The 18,722-nt window shown below is 58.7% G+C and carries 22 protein-coding genes; 8 read left to right on the forward strand and 14 right to left on the reverse strand.

Features of this window, described 5'->3' with window-relative positions; genetic code table 11:
• Positions 1-30: 30 nt before the first annotated feature.
• Genes ERD80_RS07085 through ERD80_RS07095 form a run of 3 tightly spaced genes read right to left on the reverse strand, consistent with a single transcriptional unit; the run spans position 31 to position 1,729 of the window.
• On the reverse strand, positions 31-687 hold the full coding sequence (locus ERD80_RS07085; protein ID WP_021507140.1) for a DUF799 domain-containing protein: 657 nt from the start codon (positions 685-687) through the stop codon (positions 31-33).
• On the reverse strand, positions 684-1,040 hold the full coding sequence (locus ERD80_RS07090) for a DUF4810 domain-containing protein (protein ID WP_021507139.1): 357 nt from the start codon (positions 1,038-1,040) through the stop codon (positions 684-686). Before ERD80_RS07090 ends, ERD80_RS07085 begins: the two co-directional genes overlap by 4 nt.
• An 11-nt stretch (positions 1,041-1,051) precedes the next feature.
• Positions 1,052-1,729: a CsgG/HfaB family protein gene (locus ERD80_RS07095; RefSeq protein WP_021507138.1), complete on the reverse strand. Its 678-nt coding sequence runs from the start codon at positions 1,727-1,729 to the stop codon at positions 1,052-1,054.
• Positions 1,730-1,929: 200 nt separating this feature from the next.
• On the opposite strand from ERD80_RS07095, the gene ERD80_RS07100 reads away from it, so the two are divergent.
• Complete coding sequence (locus ERD80_RS07100; protein ID WP_233210676.1) at positions 1,930-2,310, forward strand: cell envelope integrity TolA C-terminal domain-containing protein; 381 nt, start codon at positions 1,930-1,932, stop codon at positions 2,308-2,310.
• Here ERD80_RS07100 and ERD80_RS07105 read toward each other — a convergent pair.
• Together ERD80_RS07105 and ERD80_RS07110 are read right to left on the reverse strand one after the other, a co-directional pair.
• Positions 2,192-3,331 carry an AraC family transcriptional regulator gene (locus ERD80_RS07105; RefSeq protein ID WP_136546345.1) on the reverse strand — a complete coding sequence of 380 codons (1,140 nt, stop codon included), beginning with the start codon at positions 3,329-3,331 and terminating at the stop codon, positions 2,192-2,194. The genes ERD80_RS07100 and ERD80_RS07105 overlap by 119 nt on opposite strands.
• A gap of 229 nt (positions 3,332-3,560) precedes the next feature.
• A complete protein-coding gene (locus tag ERD80_RS07110; RefSeq protein ID WP_136546347.1) occupies positions 3,561-4,565 on the reverse strand; it encodes a phosphotransferase in 1,005 nt (334 codons plus the stop codon).
• A gap of 267 nt (positions 4,566-4,832) precedes the next feature.
• Here ERD80_RS07110 and eat point away from each other — a divergent pair, with 267 nt between their 5' ends.
• The 3 genes from eat to ERD80_RS07125 all read left to right on the forward strand — a co-directional run bounded on the left by eat (position 4,833) and on the right by ERD80_RS07125 (position 8,474).
• Positions 4,833-6,197 (forward strand): ethanolamine permease, encoded by a 1,365-nt coding sequence (eat, locus tag ERD80_RS07115; RefSeq protein WP_031279644.1) that lies wholly within the window; start codon positions 4,833-4,835, stop codon positions 6,195-6,197.
• A 209-nt stretch (positions 6,198-6,406) separates the two neighbouring features.
• Positions 6,407-7,405, forward strand: a complete 999-nt coding sequence (locus ERD80_RS07120) for an aldo/keto reductase (protein ID WP_136546349.1) — start codon at positions 6,407-6,409, stop codon at positions 7,403-7,405.
• Positions 7,406-7,541: 136 nt separating this feature from the next.
• Positions 7,542-8,474 (forward strand): LysR family transcriptional regulator, encoded by a 933-nt coding sequence (locus ERD80_RS07125; protein ID WP_136546351.1) that lies wholly within the window; start codon positions 7,542-7,544, stop codon positions 8,472-8,474.
• A gap of 60 nt (positions 8,475-8,534) precedes the next feature.
• Here the strand turns inward: ERD80_RS07125 and mak are convergent, their stop codons facing one another.
• On the reverse strand, positions 8,535-9,446 hold the full coding sequence (mak, locus tag ERD80_RS07130) for a fructokinase (RefSeq protein ID WP_021507130.1): 912 nt from the start codon (positions 9,444-9,446) through the stop codon (positions 8,535-8,537).
• A gap of 147 nt (positions 9,447-9,593) precedes the next feature.
• Here mak and rdgC point away from each other — a divergent pair, with 147 nt between their 5' ends.
• On the forward strand, positions 9,594-10,505 hold the full coding sequence (rdgC, locus tag ERD80_RS07135) for a recombination-associated protein RdgC (protein WP_136546353.1): 912 nt from the start codon (positions 9,594-9,596) through the stop codon (positions 10,503-10,505).
• Positions 10,506-10,669: 164 nt separating this feature from the next.
• Here rdgC and ppnP read toward each other — a convergent pair whose 3' ends face one another.
• From ppnP to ERD80_RS07160, 5 genes are all read right to left on the reverse strand, one after another.
• Positions 10,670-10,954 (reverse strand): pyrimidine/purine nucleoside phosphorylase, encoded by a 285-nt coding sequence (ppnP, locus tag ERD80_RS07140; RefSeq protein ID WP_010616577.1) that lies wholly within the window; start codon positions 10,952-10,954, stop codon positions 10,670-10,672.
• Positions 10,955-11,058: 104 nt separating this feature from the next.
• On the reverse strand, positions 11,059-11,736 hold the full coding sequence (locus ERD80_RS07145; protein ID WP_058758052.1) for an AroM family protein: 678 nt from the start codon (positions 11,734-11,736) through the stop codon (positions 11,059-11,061).
• Between the two features lie 2 nt (positions 11,737-11,738).
• Positions 11,739-12,671 (reverse strand): DUF1177 domain-containing protein, encoded by a 933-nt coding sequence (locus ERD80_RS07150; RefSeq protein ID WP_021507226.1) that lies wholly within the window; start codon positions 12,669-12,671, stop codon positions 11,739-11,741.
• Positions 12,672-12,686: 15 nt separating this feature from the next.
• Entirely contained in the window at positions 12,687-14,246 is a 1,560-nt protein-coding gene (locus tag ERD80_RS07155; protein ID WP_058769365.1) for an OPT/YSL family transporter, read from the reverse strand.
• Between the two features lie 182 nt (positions 14,247-14,428).
• Positions 14,429-15,187, reverse strand: a complete 759-nt coding sequence (locus tag ERD80_RS07160; protein WP_136546355.1) for an IclR family transcriptional regulator — start codon at positions 15,185-15,187, stop codon at positions 14,429-14,431.
• Positions 15,188-15,204: 17 nt separating this feature from the next.
• Between ERD80_RS07160 and ERD80_RS07165 the strand changes: the two genes are divergently transcribed.
• Positions 15,205-15,399 carry a hypothetical protein gene (locus ERD80_RS07165; protein WP_132466392.1) on the forward strand — a complete coding sequence of 65 codons (195 nt, stop codon included), beginning with the start codon at positions 15,205-15,207 and terminating at the stop codon, positions 15,397-15,399.
• Between the two features lie 76 nt (positions 15,400-15,475).
• On the opposite strand, the gene ERD80_RS07170 is transcribed toward ERD80_RS07165, so the two are convergent.
• Both ERD80_RS07170 and aroL read right to left on the reverse strand, forming a co-directional pair.
• Positions 15,476-15,667, reverse strand: a complete 192-nt coding sequence (locus ERD80_RS07170) for a YaiA family protein (RefSeq protein WP_021507229.1) — start codon at positions 15,665-15,667, stop codon at positions 15,476-15,478.
• A gap of 110 nt (positions 15,668-15,777) precedes the next feature.
• On the reverse strand, positions 15,778-16,302 hold the full coding sequence (aroL, locus tag ERD80_RS07175; RefSeq protein WP_021507230.1) for a shikimate kinase AroL: 525 nt from the start codon (positions 16,300-16,302) through the stop codon (positions 15,778-15,780).
• Between the two features lie 332 nt (positions 16,303-16,634).
• Between aroL and ERD80_RS07180 the strand changes: the two genes are divergently transcribed.
• On the forward strand, positions 16,635-17,321 hold the full coding sequence (locus tag ERD80_RS07180; protein ID WP_058775202.1) for a DUF2076 domain-containing protein: 687 nt from the start codon (positions 16,635-16,637) through the stop codon (positions 17,319-17,321).
• Here ERD80_RS07180 and ERD80_RS07185 read toward each other — a convergent pair whose 3' ends face one another.
• Entirely contained in the window at positions 17,322-17,765 is a 444-nt protein-coding gene (locus ERD80_RS07185) for a YaiI/YqxD family protein (protein WP_010616571.1), read from the reverse strand.
• Positions 17,766-17,909: 144 nt separating this feature from the next.
• Here ERD80_RS07185 and proC point away from each other — a divergent pair, with 144 nt between their 5' ends.
• Positions 17,910-18,722, forward strand: coding sequence for a pyrroline-5-carboxylate reductase (gene proC / locus ERD80_RS07190; protein WP_021507232.1), 813 nt, complete (start codon positions 17,910-17,912; stop codon positions 18,720-18,722).

The following is an 18,722-nucleotide window of genomic DNA, read 5'->3' on the forward strand; positions in this document are numbered from 1 at the left end:
GGCGATCAGCTGATCGCCGCGCCAGGTAGATTAACGCGTAACCGGCGCTTTGTAGCGCGGGCCGGCCAGCAGACCACCCTGCTCGTTCTGCGCTAACAGACGTGCGCTGGTGACACCAGCAATGGTGTGCGCTTTGTCGCCCGCGTTGCTGGCAATCTGTTTGATCGCCGCCGACACCAGCATGCCAATGATGCCGCCGTTGCTGTTGTTGCTGTTCTCAGAATCATTGGCGGTGGCCATGCCCTGCCACAGCTCTTTACCGCTGCGCAGATCGACCAGACGGGCAGTGGCCGAGACCGTGGTCACCGAATCAACCACCAGATAGCTGCTGCCATAATCGGTAATCGAAATGTACAGTGCGCTGTCTGCGTTGAAGATGTCATGCAAGCGCTTCGTGCTCACCGCCTGAATTTCATGCCCGTTGCTCAGGCCGTTTTGCTGGAAGGTCTCTTCCACCACCGCCACCGGGAACACGTAGTAACCCGCTTCCGCCAGCGGCTGGGTCACCAGCGAGGTGAAGCTGTGCGACGCGTTGATATCCGGCGCACGGTTATCGGCAGGCAACACCAGAATTGACGCCGGCTTACTGGCACGGAAGGCGCTGTAGTCATACGGTTTCTTATTCTGGGCACAGCCGGTCAGCAGCAGCGCCGCGAATACGCCGCACACGGCAATCAGTTTTTTCATTGGTTCACTCCTTTTTTCTTCATCAGAAAGTCCATGTACGGCGCCGATTCCGGAAACAGCTGCTTCTCGAGGGCGAACTGGCTGAAAGCTTTATCCGTGTTGCCGTTTTTGGCGTACAGCAGGCCCAGCTGGGCGTGCAGACCGGGTGCCACCGGCTTGTTCACCGCTTTGGCCTTTTCGATATCCAGATTCAGCGCATCAATCTGCTTCTGCGGATCGCTGTCTTTCTGGTAATAGCTGTAGACCTGCTGCTGGTAATCACCCCAGTAGTAGATCGGCTCCGGTCCTTTTGGCGCACAGCCGGCCAGCACGCCTGCCGCGATCAGCGCGGCGCTCAGTTGCAGTAATTTCATCGTCAATATCCTTATTTCACCGGGCGCCATGCGCCGTTATTGATGCCATCCACCAGGTGGTCGACCGCTTCACGGATCGCCAGATCCATCACTTTGCCGTTCAGGGTAGAGTCATAGCTGGCGGTGCCGCCAAAGCCGATCACCTCACGCGCTGACAGCTGGTATTCACCCGCGCCCTGCACGCTGTACACCACTTCTGAAGTGGTCACATCCACCACATTCAGGTTCACTTTGGCGTAAGCGATCTGGCTTTTACCGCGCCCGAGGATGCCCCACAGCTGCTGGTCGCCCACTTCTTTGCGCCCGAACTCGGTGATGTCACCGGTGATGATGTAGTTAGCGCCCTTGATGTTCTGCTGGCTGTGTTTGAAATCGGCTTCCTGCTGCAGCTCTTTCAGGTTGCTGCGATCCAGCACGTTGAAGCGATTGGTCTGCTGCAGATGCGTAATCAGAATGGTTTTGGATTGGTTGCCCAGACGATCAACGCCGTCGGAGAAAATCCCATTCATGTATGACGAACGGTTATCAAACTGTCCCACCGCGATTGGGCTGCGCACGCCCTGATAAGCCGGCTGGCTTGCGGCGCGAACCTGAGGTGCGTCGATGGCGCGCGACGACTCGGTGGCACAGCCACTGAGCAGCGCGGCGCTTAACAAGGAGAGTGCCGCAAAGGCATATTTCTTCTGCATTTCTGGTCCATGAATAAAGGAAGGGATAACACCGCCACCAGGCGGCAAATTCTGGTTATGCCGACAGTCAGAGTAATGCCATAGCATTCCCTGCTGCGGTCTGTAGACTGTCGGCAGCAGCGCCAGGAATCTTTAGCGAAAATGCAGGCTTATTAATGAATTTAATTAATCGATTAGCGAGACTATCAGGTGGGTTAGTAATGATGGTGGGGCTCAGCGCCTGCCAGCAGGTGTCCGCGCCAGCCCCCAGCCTGGCCAATCAGTGCCAGCCGCAGGGCGATGCTGACAGCGCCGCCTGCCACTGGAGTGAAGCACTGCAGCAGCAGCTCAATAAACAGTTTCACGATGCGGCGCGCTATGCCGGACAGCAGTGCTGGGTGCGCCTGGAGTGGCAGAACAGTGGGCGCTACGCGGTGACGCAAACCCAGGGCGACGAAGCGCTGTGTTTGCGCGCGTGGCAGCTTATTGGTCAGTCGCGCGGCTTACCGCCTCCGCCGCAGCGCGACCAGCCAGCGTGGTTTGGCTTTGCGCCACACCGGCCTGACTTACCAGCCCATCCTGGCGCCACTGGCGCGGGCTGATGCCGAACCAGCGGCGGAAGGCGCGGGAAAACGCGCTGACCTCGGAATAGCCAAGCAGCAGCGCCATCTCCGAGATGGGCAGCTGTCTTTGCTGCAGGTAGTGCGTGGCCATTTCGCAGCGCACCTTATCCACCAGCGCGCTAAAGCTGATGCCCTCTTCGCGCAGGCGTAGCTGCAGCGACCAGCTCGACAACCCCATTTTGCCGGCGATCTCCTCCAGTACCGGTTCGCCCTGAATCAGCGTCAGGCTGACCTGCGAACGCGCCTGTTCGACCACGCTCTGCACGCTGGCGCTGCTGTTGAGGCGGCGAATGGCATCCTGCATCACCATCAGCAGCATCGCATCCTGCTCCGGCATGGCGCGCTGCAGGTCACGTTTCGCGATCAGCAGTGAGTTAAACGGCTGATCGAACCAGACCGGCGCATCAAACACTTTGCAGTGCTCGTGCCACTGCTCCGGACGCGGATGTTCAAAGTGCACCTCGCGCGGTGCCCAGTTTTTGCCCGCCACGTGGCGAATCAGGTTGAGGAACATGCCGAGCGTCAGCTCCGCATCCTGACGGCGTGCCAGGATCGCCCCGTGGCGCACCTGATAATCGAGCCGCCAGCAGTCGCCCTTGTCCACCAGCCGCGTCAGCGTATCGTGCTGGTGCCAGGGAAACGCGTTCACCACATTGTGCAGCGCCTGCTCCAGCGTCGGCGAGCACAGTCCGATGTAGCCAATTAACCCTAATGACTGCGGTTTGAACTGCCTGCCGTAATGCAAACCGAAGTTATCAAAGCCGGAGTGGCGCGCCGCTTCTTCCATCACGCGGCAATAGTTCACCAGCCCGAGGCTCAGTGTCGGGCTGGCCAGCAGTTCGGAATCGATACCGCTGATGCCAAAGATGCGATCGACATCGCCGCCTTTATCCGTAATGAAGGCGCTCAGACCGGTCGCCGCCGCGGCCAGAACGCCACGGTTGCTGGCGGGTGTGGCAAACGCGCTGAAGGCATCAGCAGCAGAGATGAGTGATTGCATGGGAACCTCTCAGGGATCGCGCGGATAACAGAATGAAGGGATCCAGCAATTTTCATACCAGCGTCACCCGGCGGCGCGCGGTGCAAGGCAATGCACCGCCTGGCCGCCACTGGCGCGCTCCCGGCGGCGATCTGCGTTCCTGTCAGCGCGCCTGTGACGGCTGGCGCGCTTGATGCGCAGGCACCAGATTACGCCATCAGCGCGCGCCGCTGCCCTCCGCTGGTGCAGGTCACGCGCCTACCGGCAGTTCGCTGCTCTCAAGATAGCGACGGCACAGCCGCACCGAATGGCTGGCCCAGTGCGGCCCGAGGCTGAGCGCCATCTCGGTATCGGCGTGCGTGCCCATCCACGCCGTCATCTGGATACGACGCTGGATCAGTAGCGTCGGCACCAGCGCCATCTCAGCATCACTGATGTGCGCCACGCGTTCATAGCCGAGGATCCAGTTATCCACCCACTCCGCCGCACGCGGATGGTGCTCGACGAAGCTGATCGCGGCCGCCAGATCGTGCAGATACCAGCCCATGCCGCAGTCGTCGAAGTCGATCACCCGGGTCTCGCCTTTGTGCAGCAGCAGATTGGTCAGACGCAGATCGGCGTGGATCAGGCCGTAGCGATCGCGCTCTTTACCAAATTCCGCCAGCGCCTGCCCGGCGCGCTCCACCGCCGCTGCGATAATGCCGTGATCGGCCGGATCAAGATGGGGCGCATCCTGCCAGCGCCCCCAGTGGCTGTGCTCGCTGACCATGGTGTGATGATCCCAGATAATACGCTGAAAACCTTCTGGTTTCTGCCAGCTGCGGCTGTGCTGATGCAGGCGCGCGGTGATGGTACCGAGCTGCTGAAAGGCTTTGGGATCGACGTCGGTGGTCGGCATCTCGCCGTCAATCCAGTGGAACAGCACCGCATGACGCGTGCTGCCGTCCGCCAGCGTCAGCGTCAGCACGCTTTCACCGTCGCGCGCCGGGATGGCCTGCGGCACCATGATGCCGGTCTCGCGCAGCGCATCGAGCCACATCAGTTCACTGAGAATATCCGCTTTGCTGTGGTAATCCGGCCGGTGCAGGCGCAGCGCGTAGCGTTTGCCGCCGGCACGCAGCAAAAAGGTGGCGTTCTCCGAACGGCACAGCAATTGCAGCTCACCGTGCAGCGCGGCGGGATAGTAGGCCAGCGCACGTTGCGCCAGCAGGGTGATCTCGGCATCGGTCAGGGATTCGGCTTGTTTGGCGCTCATTCATCACTCTCCAGCATCAGTCTCTATAAACCAGTGTTATCAGCATGGGATGAGGTCGTCCTGACTGCCTGACCGCAGAACAGCAAAAGTTGACCGCAGCGTACAGCCAGCGCTTTTTCTGGCAGCGAGTTGACCGCAGAGGACAAAACTCACTGCGCCGGCGTCAAGTTTTCCCGTCCCGGGCAGCGGCATTATCCCTTCACTGTAGCGCAAACCCACAATAGCGCGGTGCCAACGCCGCACAACAAGCATGACGGGGAGATGAAGATGACAGGCAAACTAAAACCCACGCTGGGCACCCTGCATTTATGGGGTATTGCGGTTGGACTGGTGATTTCCGGTGAGTATTTCGGCTGGAGCTATGGCTGGGGCGTGGCCGGGACGCTGGGATTCCTGATCACCACCGCGCTGATCGCCACGCTTTATACCTGCTTTATTTTTAGCTTTACCGAACTGACCACGGCGATTCCGCACGCTGGCGGGCCGTTCGCTTACAGCCGTCGGGCATTTGGCGAAACCGGTGGTCTGATTGCCGGTCTGGCGACGCTGATTGAGTTCGTGTTCGCCCCGCCGGCCATCGCCATGGCGATTGGCGCCTACCTCAACGTGCAGTATCCCGATCTCAACCCCAAAACGGCGGCGGTCGGGGCTTATTTGTTGTTTATGGCACTGAATATTCTCGGCGTGAAGCTGGCCGCGATGTTCGAACTGGTGGTGACGGTGCTGGCAGTGCTGGAGCTGCTGGTGTTCATGGGCGTGGTATCGCCGGGTTTCAGCGTCGCTAACTTCGCCGCTAACGGCTGGGCCGGCAGCGACCATTTTGGCATGCCAGCGCTGTCCGGCATCTTTGCCGCCATCCCATTCGCTATCTGGTTTTTCCTCGCCATTGAAGGCGCGGCCATGGCGGCCGAAGAAGCCAAAGATCCGAAGCGCACCATCCCGAAAGCCTACATCAGCGGCATTCTTACCCTGGTGGTGCTGGCGATTGGCGTAATGCTGCTGGCCGGCGGCGCGGGCGACTGGCGCAAGCTGTCGGACATCAACGATCCGCTGCCGCAGGCGATGAAGATGATCGTCGGCGAGCACTCTAACTGGATGCATATGCTGGTGTGGATCGGCCTGTTTGGCCTGGTCGCCAGCTTCCACGGCATCATCCTTGGCTACTCGCGCCAGTTCTTTGCCCTGGCGCGCGCGGGCTATCTGCCGCCCAGCCTGGCGAAGCTGTCGCGCTTCCAGACGCCGCACCGCGCCATCATCGCCGGCGGTGCCATCGGTATCGCCGCCATTTACAGCGACGGACTGATCAATCTGCAGGGCATGACGCTGACGGCGGCGATGATCACCATGGCAGTGTTCGGCGCGATTGTGATGTACCTGATGAGTATGCTGAGCCTGTTTAAGCTGCGCCGCAGCGCACCTGATCTGGAGCGCAGCTTCCGTGCGCCGGGCTATCCGCTGGTACCGGGCATCGCACTGGTGCTGTCGCTGGTGTGTCTGGTGGCGATGCTGTGGTTTAACCCGGTAATCGGCGGATTGTTTGTGGCGATTATGGTGCTCGGCTACCTTTACTTCCTCGCCACCAAAGCCCAGCGCGAGCGCGCACCGCAGGATTCCATGCTGGTCGGCGAGTAAGCAACGCATTGCCCCTGACCTTCAGGCAACGGAGGCGGGTACACAGAGCCCTTTGTGTACCCGTCTCTTTCTGCCCCACGCGATAAATCCATCCCACCACAGCACCGCTCCGGTCATGCTGCTGTGATACCTTTTTTGCATGACGAAAATGACAATTCATTACGCGTAATCGGGGTGCAACAATCAAAAAAACCACAAAAGGAGCCACTATGCACACCCGACATTTATCGCAAACCCTGACTGTCAGTTCGATCGGCTATGGTGCCATGGGACTGAGCGAATTTTATGGCCAGACAGACGACCACGCTTCACTGCAGCTGTTACACACGCTTATCGACCTGAATATCACGTTTATCGACACCGCGGATATGTACGGGCGGGGCCATAATGAGCGGCTGATTGGCCACTTTCTTGCCGGTCTGGATAACACCACGCGTGAGCAGTTTAAAATTGCCACCAAGTGCGGTATCGATCGCCCTGCGGACCAGGCTTATGCCCGGACGATTAACAACCAACCTGACTACATCACCCGCTGCTGTAATGAATCGCTTAAAAGGCTTGGCGTTGAGCGCATCGATCTGTTCTATCTTCACCGCGTGAGCCAGGTTACGCCGATTGAAGAGAGCATGGAATGCCTGAGCCGCCTCGTTAAAGCGGGTAAGATCAACCACATTGGCCTGTGTGAAGTTTCTGCTTCAACCCTGCGCCGGGCCCATGCCGTCCACCCGATCGCCGCCCTGCAAACCGAATATTCACTGTGGACGCGCGATATCGAAGCTGAGATTCTGCCGGTGGTGAAAGTGCTGGGTATAGGTTTAGTTCCCTACTCTCCGCTGGGCAGAGGGTTTCTGACCGGAAAGTATCGTCATAACAGCGACTTCGCTGAGGGTGATTTCCGCAAAAATAATGCGCGCTTTAGTCAATCCAGCCTCGACCATAACGCCCAGCTTCTTGACGCGGTGCACCCGCTCGCTGAAAAGTACAGCTGCACGCCAGGGCAGATTGCGCTGGCCTGGCTACTGGCGCAGTACGACAAGCTGATCCCCATTCCGGGGACGAAACAGACCCGTTATCTGGCGGAAAATGCGCAGGCCGCCGATATCGTGCTGGAGCAGGCAGATATCGCCTTACTGAACGCTATTCATCAGCACATTGAGATCAGGGGCGAGCGCTATTCTCAGGAAGGGATGAAAAGCATTAATGCCTGAAGCCATAACCGGGTAACGCCCGGTTATTTTTTCTGACGTCGCGCCGCCAGCCTGCTGCGCGACCAGACCGATTACCCCATATCCTGCTGATCTTTCGCGGGGTAGAATAACGTCTTTGATTACCCGGATGGACTCTATGGCGACGGCAGAGCACCTTATCAGCAACCATCTCCCCAGCGTGAAACAGCTGCAATGCTTTCTTGCGGTTGCGCACGAGCTGAACTTTCGCCGGGCCGCCGAACGGCTCAGAATGACTCAGCCTCCGCTAACCCGACAGATTAAGCGCCTTGAAGCCGTGCTGGAGCAGCCGTTGTTTAGCCGCAGCACCCATGACGTCAGTCTGACGGACGCTGGCCGGGCGCTGGTAATCAAAGCGGAGAAGATCCTTCAGGCGCTGAATGAACTCAAGCCAGGCCCGCTTTCTTCAGAAAAGCGCCTGCGTATCGGCCTCACCCGCACGCTGAATTTTGCACTGATTGCGCCCATTCACCAGCAACTGCTGAAACTGGACGCCGCCGACGATGTGGAAACGCCCGATCTGACGTCTGCGCAGTTGCTGCAGTGTCTGGCAAAAAACCGCCTGGACCTGGTACTGACGGGCGAAAGGGCAACCGGCCACGAAGATACCGTGCAGTACCAGTGGATCGGTCGTGAGCCTTTGCTGGTAGCAATGCCGGCCAGACATCCGGCCAGCCTGAAAGAAAAAGTCTCGCTGGAAGCGATCGGTGATTTACCGCTGTTCTGGTTTGCCAGAAGCGCAAATCCGTCATTCTACGATAAATGTGAACGCTTGTTTTCACAGCTCCACACCCCGCTTAAAAGAGTTAAAGAGCCCGATGATTCACTGGTTATGCTGACACACATTGCCCGAGGAAAAGGCTTTGCCCTGATGCCGCAGTCGAAATGTACCTTTCATCAGGAAGGGTTGTGTTATCGCGCACTGGCTGACGATGAAGCGCAAAATCTGCATATCGATATTTATGCCGCCATCCGACTGAATGAAAACCGGCCAGCCGTGCTGCATGCGCACGATATCGTGTGTCACGCCGGTCAGTTAAGCCAAAACTGACCCGCTTCGGCCCCCTCTTCCGCTGGAAGAGGGGTTAAGCACGCATAAAGCGCCGTGATGCTACCCTTTCACCGGCCACAGCCAGGCGGCACCGCGCACGCCGCTGGAGTCACCGTGCACCGCTTTCAGCACCGGCGTTTCGCACTCGCGGCCGAACACCCACTGCTTCATCAGCGTCGGCACCGTCTGGTACAGCCGATCGTTGTTGCTCATGCCGCCGCCGAGCACGATCACATCCGGATCGAGCAGGTTAACCACCTGCGCCAGCGATTTGGCCAGCCGCGTTTCATAACGGCTCATCGCCAGCTCGGCCACCGGATCCTGCTGTTCGATCAGCCGGATAATCTCCGCGCCCTTCAGCGCCTGTCCGCTGAGACGCTGATAATCAATGGCGAAGCCGGTGCCGGAGACAAACGTCTCAATACAGCCCTGCAGCCCGCAGTAGCACGGAACTTCCGCGCGATAGCGCAGTTCGTCTTCATCCATCCACGGCAGCGGATTGTGCCCCCACTCGCCTGCGTTACCGTTACCGCCAATGCGTGATTCTCCGTTGATGGCCACGCCTGCGCCGGAACCGGTGCCAATGATCACCGCAAACACCAGCGGCTGGCCTGCGCCTGCGCCATCCACCGCTTCGGAAACTGCCAGGCAATTCGCGTCGTTGGCGATGCGCACGTCACGATTCAGCGCACGCGCCAAATCTTTGTCCAGCGGCTGGCCGTTGAGCCACGTCGAGTTAGCATTTTTTACCCGCTGGGTATAAGGAGAAATCGTGCCGGGAATGCCGATGCCGACCGTTCCCTGCTGCCCGGTCTGCGCTTCCGCCAGCAGGACTAAATCGACAATCGCCTGCACCGTGGCCGCGTAGTCGTCACGCGGGGTATTCACGCGGTGGCGAAAAAGCTCCTCGCCCTGGTCAGACAGCGCAATCACTTCAATTTTGGTGCCGCCTAAATCAATACCGATACGCACGATTTATTCCTCATTATTCGTTCAGGTGACAGATACAGTAGAAGGCTGAATCGGGAAAGGCAATGAAACCACTCCGATGTTTCGCTATCATGCGCGCTGACTGTTTTAGACTTGTGCGCCCGATCGCACCCACGGTAAGGAATCCTGATGTTGTGGTTTAAAAATATGATGGTTTATCGTCTGAATCGGGACATCCCGCTGTCCGCAGACGATCTGGAAAAACAGCTCGACGCCTTCACCTTCACGCCGTGCGGCAGCCAGGACATGGCCAAAACCGGCTGGGTCTCGCCGATGGGCAACCGCAGCGAAGCGCTGACGCATGTGATTAACGGTCAGATAGTGATCTGCGCCCGCACCGAGCAGAAAATTCTGCCGTCGCCGGTGGTGAAGCAGGCGCTGGAAGCCAAAATTGAGAAGCTGGAAGCGGAACAGAGCCGCAAGCTGAAAAAGACCGAAAAGGATTCGCTGAAAGATGAAGTGCTGCACAGCCTGCTGCCGCGCGCCTTCAGCCGTTTCAGTCAGACCTTTATGTGGATCGACACCGTCAATAATCTGATCATCGTCGACTGCGCCAGCGCGAAGAAAGCGGAAGATACGCTGGCGCTGCTGCGTAAGAGCCTCGGCTCGCTGCCGGTAGTGCCGCTGACGCTGGAAAATCCGATCGAGCTGACGCTGACCGAATGGGTGCGCTCCGGTGAATTGCCGGCGGGTTTCACCCTGATGGACGAGGCTGAGCTGAAGGCGATACTGGAAGATGGCGGCGTGATCCGCTGTAAAAAACAGGATCTGGTTTCCGACGAGATCGCCACCCACATCGAAGCCGGTAAAGTGGTCACCAAACTGGCGCTCGACTGGCAGGAGCGTATTCAGCTGGTGATGGCCGATGATGCCTCGGTGAAGCGTCTGAAGTTCAGCGACACGCTGCGCGAGCAGAATGACGATATCGATCGCGATGATTTCGCCCAGCGTTTTGATGCCGATTTCATTCTGATGACCAGCGAGCTGGCGGCATTGATCAGCAATCTGGTGGAAGCGTTAGGCGGCGAAGCGCAGCGTTAAGCGGGCATCGCCGGCTGGAAGGATAGTACGGGTATGTTTAACGGTCGCCATGAATGGCGCCCCTGCAAATATGCTGACCGCAGGCCACACCCCATGCTGGCGCATAAAAAAACCGGTAACGCCGCACAGGCATTACCGGTTGATAATGGATGCTGCTTTAACGCTTAAAGATAGCGGCACAGGTAAGACGTTGGCTCCGCCACCTGCAGGTGGAATTCGCTGTGGCCCGGCACGTTAAATACCGATCCGGCTTCGTACCATTTCCACTCGGCTTCGCCCGGCAGCAGCACTTTCAGCGCGCCGCTCACTACCGTCATCTCTTCCGGCTGGCCGGTACCAAAGGTGTATTCGCCTTCCGCCATCACGCCAACGCTGGCCCGGCCAATGGTCACGCTGTCGAAACCAATGGATTTCACTTTTCCGTCGAAATACTCACTTACGTTGAGCATGTTACTTCCTCACAGCACATTAGGGTTACCGGCAGATTACAAGGGAACTCGCTGATCTGTCACGCGAATTAGCGCCGCCCGTCGCAAGTTGTGATCGGCCTCGATCAGACGATCAGTTCAGCCGCCAGTTTCGCCACCAGCACATTCGACAGCAGCACCGGAATGCCCAGCATGTTCTGCAGGAAATCGCGGTGTTTCTGGTGATAACCGATACAGTCGAGCACCACCACATCAGCGCCCTGCTCCTGCAGGGTCAGTCCGGCTTCCATCAGTTCGCTCTGCTGCGCCAGGTACGGGCTGGCAACGGCAAAACAGGGCGAGCTTTGCAGGTTACGCCATTTGCTGGCCTGCTCAGCGATCTGCTCCTCAACCGGCACCACGATGCCGATTTTGTGCGCCTGTACGATGGCGCTGACCAGCGGCGGAATGATGCGATCCGGCTCCAGCAGCAGCGCCGACGTGGTTTTTAGCGTGCCGAACTCACCGGTACACAGCAGCAGAATGGTGTCGTAACCCTGCTGCTCCAGCGCGGTAATTTTACGCTGCAATCCCTGTTCGACAGTGGCCGCCGCCAGCCGTACCTGCTCGCCGCTGCTCATGCGCGAAACCAGCACTTTATCGCCCGGCGCAGGAGCGTATAACTGCTCCACTTCAGCCAGCGTCAGGCCATCCAGCAGACCGGCATGCGCGACGGCGTCGGCGGGCAAATGCTCCTGCAGCAGCGGCAAAATATCGCTACGCGGTGACTGGCCAATGGTTAAGGTTACAAGCGACGGTTTCATCATCAGGCTTTCCGGCTGCGCAGGTGGCTGAGGCTACCATACAAAGATAGCAGCAGCGCGTACTCCTGCGGGTCATAAAACTGGCAGGTCTCACGGCCAAACTCTTTGGCCACTTCCACCGCAAAGCGCACGGTCGCCGCGATGTCCACTTCATGGCTGGCGCCGGTGCCGCAGCCAGGCACCACGGATTGCGCACAAATCGCGACGCCCACCACTGGCACATCAGTGGCGGTGGACGGTTGCAGGATGCTGTTGAGGTGATACACGCCGTTGCCGTAAGGGGTGATGTCCTGCGTGGTGATCGGGAACGTCACCGCAGGCTGACCGCTGGTCATCTCCATGATGCGCAGCAGATCTTCCGACACGCGCAGGATGTAGCCCTCTTTCACCGTGGGTGATAGCGCATAGCCCTTATGGTTGAGGATGCGGTTTCCTTTAGTGGTATCGATAGAGAGAATCGCGTCGACGCCCGCAACCACTTCGTTGTCATTCATGGTGATGTCGTCGCACGGCGAATCCATGAAGTCCACCGGCTCGTGCGGCCGGGTCGGCGCATCCGGACAAATATGGGTGGTTACGATCACGTCGCCGGCCAGCACGTCCCCTTTGGTCTGCATCTGTGCCAGCTTCAGCGCGCTGCTCACCGCAGCAACCGCACCGTCGGCGTCGGACACCATGCCGATGCGCGTCGGGCGCGCACCGATGCCGCCGAGACGGCCAATGATCCCCAGCGTCGGCGCGCTGCCGCCCCGGCTTTTGCCCTGGGCGCCCGGAATGTCGATGCGCACAAAATCGGTGCGCCCTTTAGGCCCGCTGACGCGCTTAAAGCTGGCTTGCACGCCAGGATAGGCGGCGAACAGATCGACCACCTGCTGGCCATCCACGTAGGCGCTGTCGAGTAACTCAAAAACCTGTAGTGTCTGCTGTAAACTCATCGCTAAATCCCTGGATTATTTCTTACTGCTACTGGCAAAAAGTGAGTGGAAGAAGCTGTACAGCGCGTCGCCCGCAATGAATCCAGCGGCCATCACCTCCATCGGTGAACGTCCACGCTCGCCCCACACGCGCAGGATCAGGACACGTAACGCAATCCCGACCAGCACCGCCCAGCCTGCGGCGGCATTGTTGATTAACAGACCGGTGGCTAACAGCACGCCGAGCTGGCGCTTAGGCCCGCCGATCAGCTGAATAATCGCCCCCGGAATCGCCCACATCAGCAGGCTACCGGCAATGCCCGGCTCCGCGCCGGCCTGAATGGTTTTGGCGTAAACGCGCGCCACCGGCGGCAGCAGGTTGTCGACAAAGAACAGGTTATGCGCATACCACACCACCGGAATTGCGATGACGAAAGCGATCATCGCGGCGATCAGCTGGATGCGGCGGCCCCACAGCTCCTGCTGCACATCGGCCCCGTTGCCGCGCAGAATAAAGCCGGCCTTCAGGTCATAGCCCATATCAGCGAAGGCCGGACCGGTGGCCGCGGTGAAGCCGCACAGCAGGCACAACGCCAGCGGCGGGAAGCCGAGCAGGATGCCGAGGATCAGGGTGATCAGCGCCACCGCGAAGGCCGGAAACCAGCCCGAGTGCATGGCGGCGATGCCGACAATCAGCTCATGCACGAAGGCGGCAAAGGCCGCGTAGATAATAAACAGCAGCAGCATCGGCAGGCCCATCTCGCTCCACAGCCCGCCGCCCAGCGCCAGCAGTGCCGAGATCACGATATAGCCAACGGTTCCCAGGCCGAGCGCGCGTTTGACTTCGTTGTCGCTGCGGCTGACGTTGAGGTTGTCGTGACGGCGACTGCGAATCACCTGCACCACCTGAATCAGCGCCACCAGACCGGCTCCGACCATGACGCCGTGCGGAATGTACAGCGCGTTAATATCGATACCAGCAACCGGTTGCGCATAGGCACGCAGCAGGAAGCCGATGCCGAGCATGGTCAGCGCCCAGATATTGCCAATGAATGCCGTACCAAAGGCGGACATCGGGATTTTCAGCATCGAGCCCGCGACGCCGCCCACGATTCCGGCCACCAGCAGCCATGCCTGGCGACCGCCTTTATCACCGGCTTTAATCGCTTCTGCCGCTGCCACGCCCGGTGGCCATGCATTGCTGGCCGGGAATACGCGCGTGTCGAACAGACGATACAGCAGCCACGCATCCAGCAGCATGGCCGCGCTGACGCCGACAAACAGCGGCAGCACCAGCTGCGGCTCACCCAGCGCCCACGGCACGGCAATCGGCATCAGCAGGCTATTGGCAGCGCCGAAGGTGGCGGAAGAGATAGCGGTCTGTGCAAGGTTTTGCACTTCAACCGAACGGTAGCGGCGAAACCACTGCAGTGGAATGCGCGCCAGCAGCATGGCAAATAGCGCGCCGATAATAGAAGTATTGGGCGTTACCCCAATAGTTGTGATCAGCTGTACCCCAATGATGGCCCCTGCAACTGACAGCAGAACCAGCATCAGGCCCACGCCAATATTTTTTATTGGATTATCCAGACGCATATTATCCCCGTATTTTCACCCTGTAGAAAACGCGCAATGACATTGTGCCCGACACGCGGAACCTCAACGTTTTATTCATCGTTCCCTGATTATTGAAATAAGCAGGTCCGAAGACCTGCTATTTCCCCGGTGTGGCGCGAAGTATTACGCCTTGAAATCAAATTAGGGTTGTCCTGTTTTATTCAGGACGCTGCGCCGTATTTTTCGGCCATCAGTGCAGCCGTTGCGCGCAATTCGCTGAGCAGCGCTTCCGGATAACCCGGGGCCGCTTCCTGCGAAAGAAATGAGAGACACAATGCGGCACTTTCACCGCGGTGTTTATTGGTTACCGCTACGGCAAGCGAGCTAATGCCAGGCAGCGTTTCATTGCGGGCCAGTGCCCAGCCCTGCTGACGAATCAGCGCCAGCTCTCTGCACAGCGCATCGATATTCAGCGGTGAATTGATCGACGCGGTTTGCCAGTTATCGCTGAAGCGCGCGCGCACCTCGTCATCACTCAGCTGCGCTAACAGCACGCGGCCAGTCGACGTGCCGGTAACCGACACCCGTGTACCAGGCGGCGTCACCAGCTGGGTAAAGAAGCGACCGTGGTACATGCGCATCACCAGCACATCGTCACCGTCCAGCACTGAGATATAGCCCATGCAGCCGCTGCTGGCCGCCAGGCGCGCCATCGGCGCCGATGCGCTGTCAATCAGCGGTGTCGAAAGATAATGCCCGGCAACGGACAACAGCACGCGGCCAATCTGAAAACAGCGGCTGTCGGGATCGCGCTCCAGTAAACCTTCGCTTTCCATGGTCGCCAGCAGGCGCGACACGGTACTTTTCGGCAGCCCCAGCGCCTCCACCACCTCGGTAAAGGTCAGGCCGGGATGGCCCTGCGCCACGCCAAAGCGCTGAAACAGCTTAAGCACGGCGGCGGCATTTTCGAGTGTGGTCATGGCGCTGGTTTCACTATATGGAACTGAGTTCCTGTATCGATAACCCGAAAGTAAAACGCGACGGTTTATCGGTCAAGCGCAAATTTTGCACCGGACAAAACGCAGGCTATTTAAGGCAGCAGAAAATAAGGGCTAAAGGCAAAATAAAAAGACGTTATCAGGCAGGAGAGCGATTAAACAGAAAAGACGGCAGCTTTTATCGCCGTAATTAGCGCATCAGGGAAAATAAAAAATCTATTTAGCGACCGGACGTAATTAAGCTAAAGCGGGCATCCCTGCCCGCCGGGATTATTCTTTTTCCACATCTTCATAGCGGTCTTTGGCATCCTGCGCTTCCGCTTCCGATTTATGTTCGCTAATTAAGGTATCCGGACGTGGATGGTCGGCCCGTAATTCATACCATGTGACGGTATTGCCCGCCTGCCCTTTTTCAACGGCAACAATGCGCGCTTCTCGCGGATAGGGTGGTCTGGTTGGCATCGTTTTCCCTCTTATGTCAGGTTTCCACACAGACAGCGGTGATCCTCTGCCTGCTATTCAGTATAGACAATCGAGGATCGCTGTAAAAAAGAGGGAGAATTCTTAGGCAGTTAGCTGGCGCGGGCGAGAGACAGCGATTGCAGAATATGTTCCACCACCTGCTCCGGTGCCTGCATCGCGTTGACTTCATGGTGCGCGGCCTGACGATAGAGCTGCGCGCGTTCACGCAGGATATCTTCCATCTCTTCCGCGATGGGCCGGCCGGTCAGGGTCGGGCGCTGTGCCGCTTCTGGCTGACGCTCCAGCCGATCGGCCAGCACGCCAGAGGGCGCGTTGAGCCAGATGACCTGGCCATGCTCGCGCATGAAGTGGCGATTGACGTCAGCCAGCACCATGCCGCCGCCGGTGGCGATTACGCTGGCAGGTGCGGTAACCGCCCGCAGCGATTCACTTTCACGCGCGCGAAAGCTGTCCCAGCCCTCCGTCGCCACAATCTCTGCCACGCTGCGCTGTGTGGTGAGCTGCAGGTGGTGGTCGGTGTCACGAAAGGCATAGCCCAGCGCTTGCGACAGCGCCTGGCCAATGGTGGTTTTACCGCAACCGCGTGCGCCGATCAGATAGATGGGTAATGACATCCGGGCTCATCCTCCGCCGTAGTCTGCCGCGCGGGCAACGTCATCAGGTCAATAATGCGTCGCATGATACCTGGATTTTATTTTATCAGCCAGCCGCGAAGCACGAATTACGCGTATTTCAGCGATAGCCAGCGACAATATTTTGATTTTTAACGGGAAAACGATGCGCATTTCGTGCATCAGGCGATTTGTAAGCGCGGGGCAACATTTGCTTACCAGGCCGCTGATTTACTTTCTGTCACGCAGCCCGCATATACGCTTTATAGTTCAGGCAACGGACGTCCTGTTGGTCGCCTGAAGAACAACACGCTATGCCTAACCGGAGGTTCACCATGCAGAGCCAGGAACAACAACTTATTGAAAGCCTGTTCAGCCGTCTGAAACAGGCAGAAAGCCAGAGCGGCCCGCGTGATGCCGGTGCCGAACAGTTAATCAATCAGCATTTACAGAGCCAGCCCGGTGCGCCCTACTACATGGCGCAGGCGATCCTGATTCAGGAAGCGGCGATGAAAAAGCTCAACGCGCAGGTATCGGAGCTGGAGAGCCGTCTGGCGCAGGCGCAGCAGCAGGCCCCGCAGCAAAGCAGCGGCGGTTTCCTGTCGAGCCTGTTTGGCGGCGGTTCGCGCCCGGCGCAGCCGCAACAGCCGGCATGGAACAGCGCACCGCAACAGCCACAATATGCCGCACCGCCTCAGCAGCAGTATGCTGCACCGGCGCGCGGTACCGGCTTCCTGGGTGGCGCACTGCAAACGGCTGTCGGCGTGGCCGGCGGTGTGGTGATGGCGGACATGCTCACCAGCCTGTTCCACCATTCGCAGCCCGAAGAGATCGTCAATATCATCAACGAACCGGCGCTGCCGCAGGTGGATGATAATCTGGACACCTTCAACGGCAATGACAGCAACAATGCCTTCCTGAATGACAATTCAGGCTGGGACAACAACAGCTTTGCCGATAACAATGATTTCAACGATTTCGGCAGCGGCGGTGATTTTGACGACGACGACAGCTTCGTCTGATTAACGCTGACGTAACCATTTATCCAGTTCGTTAGCAAACTGCTGGCGGTCACGTGGGCTTAATGCCGACGGGCCGCCGCTCTGAATGCCGCTGGCGCGCATCGTTTCCATAAAATCGCGCATGGTCAGACGCTGGCGAATGGTATCGCTGCTGTAACGCTCCCCGCGCGGATTCAGCGCTGCCGCCCCTTTCTCCAGCACTTCTGCTGCCAGCGGAATATCGCCGGTAATCACCAGCTCGCCCGGCTGCACGCGTTTCACAATCTCGTTATCGGCCACGTCAAAGCCGGCAGCCACCTGCAGCGTTTTCAGAAACGGCGACGGCGGTACGCGCAGCGGCTGGTTAGCGACGAAAGTCACGGTGACTTTGGTGCGCTCAGCGGCGCGATACAACACCTCTTTGATGACATTGGGACACGCATCGGCATCCACCCAAATCGACATGTTTAATCCTTATTAACGGGCAATGCCTGCGATCTTGCCGCGCTGACCGCGAATGGCAAATGTTATTTGTGCGCGACTTGTTATTCACCGCCGCTGACGTAAGCTAACCCACTGAGAAAACCGAACCACGTAAAGGATAAAGCGATGCTGGAGAAGAAAATCGGGTTTGTCGGCTGCGGCAATATGGCGAAAGCCATCATCAGCGGCCTGGTGAACAGCGGGCAGATCGCCCCGGCCAATATCTGGGTGCACGATCGAAAACCCGACACCAACCAGGCGATGGCGCAGCAGTATGGCGTGACGGCGGCAGAAAGCGTCGAGAGTCTGGCACGTGAAGTGGACATTCTGTTTGGCGCGGTGAAACCCAACGTGATTCTCAAAGTGCTCAAGGATCTGGCCGGCCAGCTGAAGAAAGATGCGCTGGTGGTGTCGATTGCCGCAGGTGTGACGCTGGATTCGCTGGCGGCGGTGCTCGGTCACGATCGTAAAATCATCCGCGTAATGCCGAATACGCCGTCGCTGGTCAACGAAGGCATGACCTCTATTACGCCGAACGTGCTGGTAGAACCGCAGGAAGTGGACGAGGTGGTGACCATTTTTGAGAGCTTCGGCAAAGCGGCGGTGGTGAACGAGTATCTGATTCATGCCGTGGTGGGTGTCAGCGGCTCGGCACCGGCTTACGTGTTTATGTTTATCGAAGCGATGGCAGATGCCGCCGTGCTGGGCGGCATGCCGCGGGCGCAGGCTTATCAGTTTGCGGCGCAGGCGGTAAAAGGTTCCGCCCAGATGGTGCTGGAGACCGGCAAACATCCTGGCGAACTGAAAGATATGGTGTGCTCACCGGGCGGCACCACCATTGAAGCGGTGAAGGTGCTGGAAGAAAAAGGCTTCCGCGCTGCGGTGATGGGCGCGATGCAGCAGTGCATGGCGAAGTCCGAGGCGCTGAGTAAGCAGTGA

The sequence above is a fragment of the Pantoea sp. R102 genome (assembly GCF_004916815.1).
In the GTDB taxonomy this organism is placed as follows: domain Bacteria; phylum Pseudomonadota; class Gammaproteobacteria; order Enterobacterales; family Enterobacteriaceae; genus Pantoea; species Pantoea dispersa.